This is a genomic window from Oribacterium sp. C9, from assembly GCF_002007235.1.
Taxonomy (GTDB): Bacteria; Bacillota; Clostridia; order Lachnospirales; family Lachnospiraceae; genus Oribacterium.
In genome coordinates, this window is the sequence record NZ_MUHW01000014.1 from 1 (window position 1) to 12143 (window position 12143).

The window sequence follows — 12143 nt, forward strand, 5'->3', positions numbered from 1 at the left end:
CAGGTGATAGTTACTAATAGGTCGAGGGTTTGACCAATAGGTTGAATTTGCTGGAGAGGAGGAGTTTTTATCAAAAAACTCCGGAACGATATGGCAGTATTTCGAAGAAATACTGTTTCGCAAAGCGAAATTTCAGGCTGCTGACAGAGCAGACTGAAACCTGAAAGATGAATTACTAAAGAATAAGTTATTAACATGTGGTGTACAGTTTTCAAGGCATGATTATATAGATAAAAGCTTTAGAAGTTCCGATGGTGACATCGGAGCTTTTTTTATTTTGTAAAGCGGCAATATGAAATAAATGACATTCATATATAAATGATGTCCAATTTAAACACACACAACTTTATTAAAAAAGTATTAAATATTGTGCGCAAGGCATTTATTTTTCAATAATATGATAAGATATACAGGTCAAATATGAAAATATGTTCAAGTAATAATGGAAGGAAGTAAAGAAATGAAAAAACTTGGTGTTTTAATGGCTACTGCAGCACTCACGCTTACAACCGGTATTTCTGCATTTGCATATCACGGATATTGTGATTACAACGTGAGAAACAATGACAGAAGAATATGCGATAATTACATATGTGATGACAATTATAGAAATGGTTGTGCTGAAAACTACGAAGCATGCTATGGCGGATATTGTCACAGAAGCGGCTCATATCGAATGGGAAGAAGATAAAAAAACTATAAACGGATTTGTGACATTTCTGTGATGGTGACGAGTATATAGTAAACCCATAAGCAAAAAAGCCAACGCTTTTAAGAGTAAATATACATAAATGCGATAGTATGTGTTAAAATAAAGGGGTAAGACTATGAAAGTCAGAGAAATTGAAAATCCAATAAAATTTTTTTCAATCGTAGATAGGTGTCAGGGAGATGTCGAACTCGTTTCCGGGGTCGGTGACTGTATAAATCTGAAGAGTAAAGTCACACAGATGTACACTTTGGTTAATGTCTTCCGATGTGGATATGTAAGAGAGCTTGAACTTTCTGTACCAAATCCTTCGGATAGAGAGCTGATTGACAGATCCTTATGATCTATATATTTTTGCTGTTGATGGACCATTCAATTTCCGAATGGTCCTTTTTTTAGGAGTGTTTCCAATGGATATAGGAGCCTTTTTTTACTATATCGTAAGATACGCAAATGTATGGTGTCTCCTTGCAATAGTAGACTGCCTGTTTGTTATCATCAGCATAAGAGAAAACCATATCGTAAATAAAGGTGTGAAGCTTGCAGTCTACAGAACAGGCTCTCTGATCATATTTGCGGCATTGGCAGATATGGTGACGGACTATGTATATGGAATGCCGGGATTACACAGGCTGGTCTTTACAGGATATACCATTGTATATACGGTTCCCATGCTTGTGCCCATAGTCTATTGTAGTGCCATAGATCCGACCTTTTTGAAATCGAAGTTTGGGCATGTAGCACTTGTTATAGCAGCCATATATGTGATTAGTATGCTTACGAATTACAGACATGGATTATACTTTTATATAGATTCAAACGCAGAATATATCCAGGGATCTGTCTGGTATATACGACCGATAGTATTGGCGGTAAACTACTTTGCCATATTTGCAGAGATCATCAAAAAGAAGTATATCTTTTCCATGGGAGAAATAAAGACAGTCAATCACATACTGACTTTATTCATAATAGGTGTTATTTATACGGATATTTTTTATACAGGCGAGATCATAGAACTCATCATGGCAGCGGGATTTTCTTTCATAACCAGCATGTTCAATAATCTGGAAATGAAGACTGATCAGGTAACCGGACTCGCCAACAGATATGTTTACACTGACGATTCATTTAAGTTCAAGGATTTTGATGGATTGGTGGTTGTAAGCATTGACATAAACGATCTGAAAAAGATCAATGATAATGACGGTCATGCAATTGGCGACGCCTATCTTAAGGCATCTGCGCTTACATATAATAAATACCTGTATAACTATGGGAAAATGTACAGGATAGGCGGGGACGAATTCGTGTTCCTGGGAGCTTACAGGGATGAAGTGGCAAAGGTGCTGGAGAAGCTGCAACAGCAGCCGAAAACAGACCGGGAGTTTGGCGAGTTTGACCTGTCGGTAGCCTATGGGCTTGTAGAAAAAACACGAGGAGAATCTGTGTTTGATGCGGTCAACAGGGCAGATGTTCTGATGTATGACTGCAAGAGGAAAATGAAGGCGGCAGAGATAAAATTCAACGGAGAAATAATCTGAAAGTGAAAAAGTGACGGTTTACGCCGTCACTTTTTGAATAGTTTATTGAATATACCGAGAATAGAAGTGGATTCATCTTTGTTCTCATCCTCATCCCCATCCGGAAGATCCTGTTTTAACTGAGTATCAAGCAATTGTGAGAATAAAGGAGTGTCGTTCGGGATACCCTTTGGGAATCTGCTGACAACCTTTACGAAAGAACGATAAACAAGTTTAGGGTCATGTTCCACTACATAATCGTGCATGATATTGTTTACGCTATGTTCAACGCCAAATGAAATGATATTAAAGGCTCTGCAGTAAAAGAAAATATCATAGCTGTCGTTATAGCTATCGTTTCCCATGAATACCACTTCAAATATCTGATCCGTGATCTCTTTGAAACTTTTCTGTTCCAACATCTCATTTAGGTAGTCTAAAGCTTTTCTCTTGGGAATATTGTTGACACTTCCGGCCATATCATCACCTGCCTTCGTAAATAGTTACTAATATTGTAATTTATTAATGAGCGTAATTCAATATGAAAGACACAAGTGTCTCGAAGTCTATCTAATACTGTCATGATAAAGCTTTTTTAGTTCGTACATGTTTTTGTCTGCCTCATAGTACATGGCATTTATAGGTTTATAAGCGTCGTTATCTAGTAATCGTACAGAGGTACCGTAGGAAACAGAAAGCTTATAAGGGATACCTTCAGCAGAATTTACCTTCTCTATTTCTTCATTCAGGAGATTTATGGATTTATCATACTTGGGCCGGACATCGCCGGAAAGTAGTGCAATGAATTCGTCTCCGCCGATCCGTCCAACGTAACCTTCTGTTCCAAAGCTGTGCATAAGACAGCGGGCAAAAGACTTCAGGGCATCGTCTCCCATCTGATGGCCCAGAGTGTCGTTAATCTCTTTAAATTTGTTCAGGTCAAAACAGATAAGCATGATTGTGTCGTTAAGATCGTTGAAGTAGTTCAGCATTTCGTGACATTTCTGAGCATTGCCGATACCTGTAAGAGGATCCGTATAAGCCATATTTTTTGTTTTGATGGCGGTATACTGATGACTGAAAATCAGTATAAAAGTAAGGATCATCATGACAATGGCAATGGATTGGATGATGAAAATGTTCCATACGCCGCGCATGATCACATCATCTTCCATGATATATATGATCTTCCAGTGACAGTAATTGAGATCTGACATACCTACGAAATAGACATTGTCATGATACTTTATGTGACCCGATACTGTTTTGGGAGTGGCAAGTCCCTTGGAAATAAACTGAACTGCCTCCGGAGAATCAGAGTAAGTATTCAAGGCATTGGCCTGAGAAAGGACCGTAGAAACATCCTCATAAAGGACATATTCGCCGTTTTGTGATATGGCTGCAGAAATGCCTGATTTGAACATTTCATTCATTTCAGAATAGAGCTTGGAAAGACTTAGAGCGCCGCAGAGAGCACCTGTTTTTTGCCCGAATTTATCATAAATGGAAACCGTCAGTATGGTTATAGGGTCATCGGATTCATCATTATATGGATCTGAGATGTATTTATAATTTGCGATGGAGTATTTTAAAAGTTCCTCATCAAGATAATCCTCATCAACGGTATCGTTGACAAAAGTGGTAGAGTAATCGTTACGGACTATAAACATATATTTGAATCCGAGTGAGTTTAACTTATTACAAAGATATTCCTGCTGTTTTTTGGAATCCATCTCATATATCTCAGGGAGGGACGTAATATAGGAAAGCAATGCGAATTTTGCGTCGAGTGTTGAAGAGATTTTCTGTTTCAGTGCATCGGAGCGCTCTGACACGAAGGTTTCTCCGCGGACTACCATGGCACTGTAGGTAAGATAGCTGAAATACAGCGAAACAGAAAAAATTATCAAAAGGGCTATGACGGTGCATGCCCACATTATCTTTTCTTTAAGGCTGAAATTTATATGGTTTATCTTTGCCAGTTTCATATCGAATTCCTAAATAACAAAACTATGAGTGTTCTGCTTACTATATCGGTGTTTTTTTCGAAAAATTAAATAATCTAAGCTTCATAATCAGTATTTTCAGTATGATTTAAGCTTTTATGGTTAATATGACGCATGTCAGAAGCAAACAGTGTTTCAAAATGCTTTTAGCTGATGGCAGATTTTTCATAAAAACTTGATATGTTTCGGCAGCCCTTACATGGATCTAAAATCAGGGCTGCCCATCAGGAGAAGAGAGAAAATAATATGAAGAGAAAAATACTTTTAGTTATGGCGGCATCAATGCTTGCTGCAAACGTGGTAGCTTGCGGTTCAAACAAGACAGCTGAGACAACAGCGACAACAACAGAAGGAGTTATCGAAGCAGAGACTCCTGCCGTTAAGGAAAGTACGGAGGTCGTTAAGGAGACTTATGAGAATAGCGAAGACGGCGGACATGCGATCCATGCGGATGGCGAGGATGCTGAGTACGAAAACATTGAAGTAAAAAAGACAGGAGATTCCAACAGTGAAGAGGCTGATTTCTATGGTGAGAATGCGGCGGTTTTCGCAGAGAACGGAGCTACACTTACCATAAAGAATGCCGAGATCACAACAGACGGTAGCCATGCCAATGCAGTATTCAGCTACGGAGAAGGTACTACTGTAAACATTTCCGATTCTAAGATCAGAACCAATGCCAACAATTCCGGCGGTCTCATGACGACCGGAGGCGGTACAATGAACGCGGAAAATCTCGATATCGTGACACAGGGCGGCTCATCAGCAGCTATTCGTTCCGACAGAGGAGGCGGTACTGTCAATGTTTCCGGCGGTTATTATGAGGCGAACGGTAAGGGCTCACCGGCCATTTACTCAACAGCAGACATTACCGTTAAGGATGCTGAGCTCGTATCAAATTCAGCGCAGGGCATAGTTGTCGAGGGAAAGAATTCTGTTACATTGGATAATGTATCCCTCACTGCCAACAACATTTCAAAGAACAGCGACAAGTCTTCAGTATATCAGGCTGTCATGCTATATCAGTCAATGTCTGGTGATGCAGATGAAGGAACAGCTTCATTCAGGATGAAAGGCGGTTCTCTTGTTAACAAGAACGGAGGCATGTTCTATGTCAACAACACAAAGGCGGAGATAGACATCGAAGATGTTGACTTCACATATGCAAGTGATGATTTCCTCCGCATCGAGGCAGCCGGATGGGGCACAGAAGGAGCTAACGGCGGTCAGGTGACATTCACTGCGGCAAAGCAGAAGATCGAGGGAAATACCATAGTTGACAGCATCTCCACACTCAATATGTACCTCAATGACGGAACAGTCTACTCGGGTGCCATCAATACAGACGGTGAGGCAGGCGCGGTGTATGTTGAGGTCTCAGATGATTCCACATGGACACTTACAGCGGACTCATATATCACAAGTCTCAGCTGTGATGAGGATGCCATCGATCTTAATGGTTTCAAGCTTTATGTGAACGGTGAAGCCTATACTGAAGGCACCGAGTCTAAGGGCAGTGCTGTTGAAGCATACAAGAGTGAAGCATCAGGAGATAATAAAGGCCAGAGACCTGAGGATGGAAAGGGTGGTCCTCAGCAGGGTGAGGCACCTTCCGGAAAGCCGGGAGACGGCCAGGGCGCAGATGGTCAGGCACCTGCTGACGGACAGACACCTCCGAACGGAGACGGTCAGCAGCCTCCTGAGAAACCGGAAGGTGACGCTCAGGGCAATGCTCAGGGCGGAGCTCCTATGGGCATGTCCGGTGACGGTATGATGCCGCCTCAGGGCGGAAACGGCCAGCAGCCTCCTGAGATGCCATCAAATGCTGCAGGAAACTGACAACTCATATAAAATGACGTGGTGCCAAAAGCCGATATCGGATCGCTTCGCGTTATACACTCTCCAAACTATATAATCAGACTCTCTTTTGCAGAAAATTTTCCTCTGCAAAGGAGAGTTTTTTTATTTTTATGTTATATTGCCCGTAAAACTATACGAATTATATATATGAAAATGTTGGGGTCAGACTGTTTTTGCGCAGGAATCGTATTTTAAGATTTTATTGGGGAAAGGATCTTAAGCTATGAAGAAGAGAATACTCATATTCATATTGTTGATTCTTGTGGGATTAACGGCGTTTTATGGGTATCACTATGTGAAGCTGGAGATATCGGCAAACCCGACAGACACTGCGACTTCTTCCGAACTTCAAAGGAGGAAGGAGGTTTCTAAAAGGTCTTTCGATGGCAGAGTTGAAGTTACTGATTCCTTTACCGTCGAGTCTACTGTTCCGGGAAAAGTATTTCAGGTATATGTAAATAAGGGAAGAAAAGTAAATAAAGGAGATTCCATAGTACTCATAGATAACAGGAAGGATGTTGAAGAAGCAAAGGCACTATGGGACGAGAAGGTACTTGAACTGTCCGAGGCAAGGGTCAGGGCATCTGCGGCGGTTTCCGAGCTTAACCGTATAACACCTCAATTTAATGCAGGTGAAATGAATGCCCAGACCTATAAGGAAACGGTTGATATGGTTACTCTGGCCAATGAAGAGCTGGAAGCGGTCATCATAGCTTCAGAGGAAGCAAAAACCAGGTATGAAAATGCTTATTCAGGGGCACTGGTGAAGGCACCGGCGGATGGCAGGATAGGAGAGATAAGCGTAAGAAACGGGCAGGATATCGCAAGCGGAGACAGTCTGTTTGAGCTTAATGAGACAACAGTAAAGTACATAAGCTTTAAGGGCGATGAAAGCGTGATTTCTGATATATATCCGGGAAAGCCTCTTACTTTCATTATACGTGATGTGATGTTCTACGGAACCGTCATAAGCATTCATCCTGAGGAGAATAAACCCGGAGTTTACGTAGTGAAGGCACGACCTAAAACAGATGTAGATCTGCCTGATGGAATGGGTGTGAAAGTCAGGATCGGTGAGATCGATGAAGAGGATATAGAAGAATTTGAGGAAATGTCGGATACAGGAGAGGTTTCAGAAACATCCGATGCAGCAGAAACACCGAACACAACAGAGTCTGTCGCGGCTCAGTAGATGAAGAGTGTGAATATACAGGAATATCTGGTCTAAAAAAAATTTATTTTATTTTTCAGTTCGGAAAGTATAAGGTAAAATAAATATAATTTGTTATGATATAAGTGTCGTAAGTCTTCCTCCGCTTATGCTTGCACAAAAGTGGAGAATAGACTTCATGACACGCCCCACATGACACGTGGCAGTTCGATATCGATGTTTGACACTCACATCATTTGGATTCTGTTGCAGGAGGAGAAGCCATGGTGAAGGTCTTTGCCGGAAAAAGGTACTGTGAAGCGATGAATTTCGCGGCATTTGCTCATAGGAAACAGATGCGGAAGGGTGTTGATATTCCGTATATCATTCATCCGATTGAATGTTCAATGATAGTTGCCTCCATAACTCAGGATGAGGATGTTGTGATCGCAGCTTTGCTTCATGATGTTATCGAAGATACAGAGTTCGGGTATGAGGACATAAAGGAACGTTTCGGGCAAAGAGTTGCCGATCTGGTTCAGGGAGAGACTGAGGATAAAAGACTGGATCAGGCAAAAAAGCATACATGGGCTGTCAGAAAAAAAGAGACTATCGAACAGCTCAAAGAAGCTGATCTGGATTCAAAGATCATATGTCTCGGTGATAAGCTTTCCAATATCAGGGCGTCGGTCAGGGACTATGAAGGCAATAAGGAAGATTTCTGGCAGAGATTCAATCAGACAGACCCGGATTTTCAGGGTTGGTACTACGAGAGAATAAGAGATATCCTTTCAGAGGAGCTTTCGTATACTGATGCATGGAAGGAGTATGACGAGCTTTGTACTTCGCTTTTCGGAGATCTGGATCTCGATGAGGTTGAGAAAAGACTGAACGAGGTTTAAAAAGCCGGTTTTAGAGACTAAGGCTGATGTTTATACGAGGTATTCAAAGAAAGTAGTTTACATTTTTAAAAAATGAATATATGATTGTTAATCATAAATAAAAATTCTTTTCTTTATGAATTTTTTAATTAAATAATGATCTTCGGGGAATGGGTGAGCATGAGTAAACATCGTGCAAGTCCCGATCGGCGGTATAGCCCGCGAGCCTTATGGCATGATCCGGTTTGATTCCGGGGCCGACAGTAAAGTCTGGATGGAAGAAGATGAGATATACGATTGAAGAACAGTTTTTCTTTTAGTATGGTTGTATTCCCCGAAACGTAATGTTTCGGGTTTTTTGTATTAAAAAAAGAAAAGGTTCCTTTCATATCAAACTAAGCATAAGCATAGAAAAGACTTATGACTTATCAGAATTCCATCCGGAAAAACATTCCATAAAAAAGAGTATTTAACAGATAGACAGATAGATCATCATCTATGTGGTCACAGAAAAGGGTGACCGGACCTTGAATACTTCTCCTGAAGATCAGAGAGGAGCTCACTTGGAAAATCAGGATTATATGCGGCGTGCTATAGAACTGGCGAAGAAGGGTGAAGGATGGTGTCATCCAAATCCAATGGTGGGAGCAGTTATAGTCAAGGACGGAAGAATAATCGGAGAAGGATATCACGAGAGATACGGGGAGTTTCATGCGGAGCGAAATGCCATAAAAAATCTTACCGAGTCTCCTGAAGGGGCGTCGATCTATGTGACTCTGGAACCCTGCTGTCATCATGGAAAGCAGCCCCCATGTACTGAAGCGATAGTGTCTTCTGGAATAAAAAAAGTTTTTATCGGTTCAAGAGATCCAAATCCACTGGTTTCGGGAAAGGGAACAGCATATCTGAGAGACCATGGAGTGGAGGTCATAGAGGATTTTCTCAGGGGAGAATGTGATGAGTTGAACCCGGTATTTTTCCACTATATCACCACTAAAAGCCCATATGTCACTATGAAGTATGCAATGACTATGGACGGAAAGATCGCCACAAAAACAGGTCGATCCAAGTGGATCACAGGGGAAGAAGCCAGAAAAGAAGTTCAGAAAATGCGTCATGCAGCCATGGGAATCATGGTGGGAATAGGTACAGTTCTTGCTGATGATCCGCTTCTTAACTGCAGGTTGGAAAACGGCAGGTCACCTGTGAGGATCATCTGCGACAGCAGACTAAGGATACCTATGGATTCACAGATAGTCAGGACGGCAAAGGAATATAAGACGATAGTAGTAAGCGGATTTCAGGGTTTTCCGGATGGAGAGAGCAGTCTAACCGAAAAAATGGGAGAGCTCTTAGATGCCGGAATTCAGATCGTGAATTGTCCGAAACGAGAGTCTGAGAAAGCAGGAAGCAAAAACGAGTCGGATAATTTTTCCGAGATAAATCTGAAAGGACTTATGGATATACTCGGTGAAAACGGGATAGACAGCATACTTATGGAAGGTGGAGGAAGGTTGAATGAGAGCGCTTTGAATGCCGGAATCGTTAATGAGATCTACACCTTTGTTGCACCGAAGATATTTGGAGGAGAAGCCAGATCACCGGTGTGCGGAGAAGGTGTGACTGACCCTGGGGATGCTTATAAGTTCAGCCTGTTATCTGTAGATAAGATAGGGGATGACGTCCTTCTCAGGTATCGGAGGAATGCTGAAAGCTAAGAAGATGGGACAATCAGAGTGAGTATCGGAAGAATCAGTAGATTCAGGGGATTATTTAGTTGAAAAAATGAATGGAGTATGAATGCTTTAGAGAAGAGGATAATAAGTATGTTTACAGGAATCGTAGAGGAGAAAGGCCGCATACGGCGGCTGGATATCCGGGGCAGCTCCGGAAAGATAGAGGTGTCCTGCAGAAAGGTGCTGGAGGGAACAAAGCTTGGAGACAGCATCGCGGTGAACGGGATATGTCTTACGGTGACAGAGCTATATGATGACGGATTCTCCGCGGATATCATGGCGGAGACCGTAAGGAGAAGCTCACTGTCCATGGCGAAACAGCAGGATCATGTTAATCTGGAGCGCGCCATGGCGGCAAACGGCAGATTTGGCGGACATATAGTGTCTGGGCATATAGACGGAACCGGAGTGATTCAGGAAGTAAAAAAGGAAGAGAATGCGGTGTGGTTCACCATAAAGGCACCGGACCGGATACTTAGATACATAATCGAGAAAGGATCCATAGCCATCGATGGCATAAGCCTTACGGTGGCATACGTCGATGATCAGGTTTTTAAAGTGTCCATCATTCCGCATACCATGCAGGAGACAACATTGGCATCCGGAAGACCCGGGGACAGGGTGAACCTTGAAAATGATTCTGTCGGGAAGTATGTGGAGAAGCTGCTGGGGCTGAGCGCCGGAGGGACAGGAAAAGCCGGTGAAGGAGCGTGGGGCAGCAGCCCTGGCAGAGATTTTGCCGGAGTGAAAAGCGGAGCATACCTGTCAGGAAATGATGCTTCTGCAGGAGACGGTGGCGGCCTCACGATGGAGTTTCTGGAGAGATACGATATATAAAAAAATAGATGAGAGTATAACAGCTGATAGTGGCGTTCTGAGGCGAATAGCAGAAAAATACAGGGATATATTGAATGATGCCATGATGTGAGAAGCTGTAGATAAAAAATTTTAACAGAGGGAGAGGAAGGTAATTAAATGGAGAAGCATTATGCAACTATAGAAAAGGCGCTGGAGGATCTCAGGAATGGAAAGATCATTCTTGTTTCGGATGATCCTGACAGAGAAAATGAGTGCGACATGATATGCGCGGCTGAGTTCGCAACACAGGAGAATATCAATTTCATGGCGAGCTACGCAAAGGGACTTATATGTACGCCCATAAGTCAGAAGCATGCCAGCCGCCTGGGACTTCCGCCGATGGTGATCGAGAACACAGATAATCATGAGACGGCATTTACAGTTTCAGTAGACCACGTTGAAACCACAACGGGAATTTCCGCAAAGGAGCGTGGATTTACCATGAGAAAGCTGGCAGCAGCAGACTCAAGTCCCCTGGAGTTCAGAAGACCGGGACATGTATTTCCGCTTATATCGAGAAATGGCGGAGTGCTCACCAGAAACGGACACACAGAAGCAACGGTTGATCTCATGAGGCTTGCGGGACTTACGGAGTGTGGTGTCTGCTGTGAGATCATGGCAGAGGACGGCACTATGATGCAGTCAGAGGAGCTTTGGGAGCTTGCGGATAAGTATGGTCTCAGTTTCATAACCATAAAGGATCTTCAGACCTACATCCGCATAAATGAAAAGCATGTTGTTCAGGAGGCTGCAGCGAAGCTTCCGACCAAATACGGCGATTTTCAGATGTTCGGTTATATCAATGATATAACAGGAGAACATCATGTGGCACTTGTAAAGGGAGACATCGGTGACGGAAAGGACGTACTGTGCAGAGTTCATTCCGAGTGCCTCACAGGAGATACTTTCGGTTCACTTAGATGTGATTGCGGACTCCAGCTTGAAAAGTCGATGGAGATGATAAACAAAGAGGGCAGAGGAATCCTCCTCTACATGCGACAGGAAGGCAGAGGAATAGGTCTCATCAATAAGATAAAGGCCTATGCGCTTCAGGAAGAAGGTTACGATACGGTAGAGGCCAATGTTAAGCTCGGTTTTGCACCGGACCTCCGGGAATACTGGGTAGGCGCACAGATACTGAAGGATCTCGGAGTGAAGTCACTGAGGCTTCTTACAAATAATCCTGACAAGGTGTATTCGCTTTCGGATTTCGGTCTCGCCATCAGCGAGCGTGTACCTATCGAGATACCGGCACAGATCTATGACAGACGCTATCTCAGAACCAAGATGACTAAGATGGGACATATCTTCAAGGCGATAGATCTTGATGAGAGAGACGAGCAGGAAGACCTGCGGATGAAGGCAGATTCTACCTGCGCATGAAGATCAAAACAAAAAAGCAAAATAAGAAAGGGAGAAA

Annotated in this window: 11 protein-coding genes and 1 riboswitch; of the genes, 9 read left to right on the forward strand and 2 right to left on the reverse strand. The window is 42.7% G+C overall.

The genetic code is table 11. The features are described from left to right. Positions 1-460 precede the first annotated feature (460 nt). The 3 genes from BXO88_RS16320 (at position 461) to BXO88_RS09635 (ending at position 2253) form a co-directional block, all read left to right on the forward strand. A complete protein-coding gene (locus BXO88_RS16320; RefSeq protein WP_139355565.1) occupies positions 461-691 on the forward strand; it encodes a hypothetical protein in 231 nt (76 codons plus the stop codon). Positions 692-827: 136 nt separating this feature from the next. After that, a complete protein-coding gene (locus BXO88_RS09630; RefSeq protein ID WP_078037529.1) occupies positions 828-1052 on the forward strand; it encodes a hypothetical protein in 225 nt (74 codons plus the stop codon). Positions 1053-1119: 67 nt separating this feature from the next. Next, complete coding sequence (locus BXO88_RS09635; RefSeq protein ID WP_168171674.1) at positions 1120-2253, forward strand: GGDEF domain-containing protein; 1134 nt, start codon at positions 1120-1122, stop codon at positions 2251-2253. Between the two features lie 26 nt (positions 2254-2279). Here BXO88_RS09635 and BXO88_RS09640 read toward each other — a convergent pair whose 3' ends face one another. Together BXO88_RS09640 and BXO88_RS09645 are read right to left on the reverse strand one after the other, a co-directional pair. Further along, positions 2280-2711, reverse strand: a complete 432-nt coding sequence (locus tag BXO88_RS09640) for a hypothetical protein (protein WP_078037531.1) — start codon at positions 2709-2711, stop codon at positions 2280-2282. A gap of 87 nt (positions 2712-2798) precedes the next feature. After that, positions 2799-4220: a sensor domain-containing diguanylate cyclase gene (locus tag BXO88_RS09645; protein WP_078037532.1), complete on the reverse strand. Its 1422-nt coding sequence runs from the start codon at positions 4218-4220 to the stop codon at positions 2799-2801. A gap of 264 nt (positions 4221-4484) precedes the next feature. Between BXO88_RS09645 and BXO88_RS09650 the strand changes: the two genes are divergently transcribed. The 6 genes from BXO88_RS09650 (at position 4485) to BXO88_RS09675 (ending at position 12106) form a co-directional block, all read left to right on the forward strand. Next, entirely contained in the window at positions 4485-6077 is a 1593-nt protein-coding gene (locus tag BXO88_RS09650) for a proline-rich domain-containing protein (RefSeq protein ID WP_206099984.1), read from the forward strand. A 244-nt stretch (positions 6078-6321) separates the two neighbouring features. Next, positions 6322-7290, forward strand: coding sequence for an efflux RND transporter periplasmic adaptor subunit (locus BXO88_RS09655; RefSeq protein WP_078037533.1), 969 nt, complete (start codon positions 6322-6324; stop codon positions 7288-7290). Positions 7291-7532: 242 nt separating this feature from the next. Then, positions 7533-8150 carry an HD domain-containing protein gene (locus BXO88_RS09660; protein WP_078037534.1) on the forward strand — a complete coding sequence of 206 codons (618 nt, stop codon included), beginning with the start codon at positions 7533-7535 and terminating at the stop codon, positions 8148-8150. A 134-nt stretch (positions 8151-8284) separates the two neighbouring features. Further along, positions 8285-8419: riboswitch (FMN riboswitch) on the forward strand. A 273-nt stretch (positions 8420-8692) separates the two neighbouring features. Further along, the gene (gene ribD, locus BXO88_RS09665) at positions 8693-9847 is read left to right on the forward strand and encodes a bifunctional diaminohydroxyphosphoribosylaminopyrimidine deaminase/5-amino-6-(5-phosphoribosylamino)uracil reductase RibD (protein ID WP_078037622.1); all 1155 of its coding nucleotides are present in this window, start codon (positions 8693-8695) and stop codon (positions 9845-9847) included. A gap of 108 nt (positions 9848-9955) precedes the next feature. After that, positions 9956-10702, forward strand: coding sequence for a riboflavin synthase (locus BXO88_RS09670; RefSeq protein ID WP_078037535.1), 747 nt, complete (start codon positions 9956-9958; stop codon positions 10700-10702). 138 nt (positions 10703-10840) lie between these two features. After that, positions 10841-12106 carry a bifunctional 3,4-dihydroxy-2-butanone-4-phosphate synthase/GTP cyclohydrolase II gene (locus BXO88_RS09675; RefSeq protein ID WP_078037536.1) on the forward strand — a complete coding sequence of 422 codons (1266 nt, stop codon included), beginning with the start codon at positions 10841-10843 and terminating at the stop codon, positions 12104-12106. The last annotated feature ends 37 nt before the right edge of the window (positions 12107-12143 follow it).

What these genes read in the sequence shown, in the direction of transcription:
- BXO88_RS09650 (WP_206099984.1), top strand. Translation starts at nt 4,485, where the DNA reads ATGAAGAGAAAAATACTTTTAGTTATGGCGGCATCAATGCTTGCTGCA.
- BXO88_RS16320 (WP_139355565.1), top strand. Translation starts at nt 461, where the DNA reads ATGAAAAAACTTGGTGTTTTAATGGCTACTGCAGCACTCACGCTTACA.
- BXO88_RS09660 (WP_078037534.1), top strand. Translation starts at nt 7,533, where the DNA reads ATGGTGAAGGTCTTTGCCGGAAAAAGGTACTGTGAAGCGATGAATTTC.
- BXO88_RS09630 (WP_078037529.1), top strand. Translation starts at nt 828, where the DNA reads ATGAAAGTCAGAGAAATTGAAAATCCAATAAAATTTTTTTCAATCGTA.
- BXO88_RS09675 (WP_078037536.1), top strand. Translation starts at nt 10,841, where the DNA reads ATGGAGAAGCATTATGCAACTATAGAAAAGGCGCTGGAGGATCTCAGG.
- BXO88_RS09645 (WP_078037532.1), bottom strand. Translation starts at nt 4,220, where the DNA reads ATGAAACTGGCAAAGATAAACCATATAAATTTCAGCCTTAAAGAAAAG.
- BXO88_RS09635 (WP_168171674.1), top strand. Translation starts at nt 1,120, where the DNA reads ATGGATATAGGAGCCTTTTTTTACTATATCGTAAGATACGCAAATGTA.
- BXO88_RS09670 (WP_078037535.1), top strand. Translation starts at nt 9,956, where the DNA reads ATGTTTACAGGAATCGTAGAGGAGAAAGGCCGCATACGGCGGCTGGAT.
- BXO88_RS09640 (WP_078037531.1), bottom strand. Translation starts at nt 2,711, where the DNA reads ATGGCCGGAAGTGTCAACAATATTCCCAAGAGAAAAGCTTTAGACTAC.
- BXO88_RS09655 (WP_078037533.1), top strand. Translation starts at nt 6,322, where the DNA reads ATGAAGAAGAGAATACTCATATTCATATTGTTGATTCTTGTGGGATTA.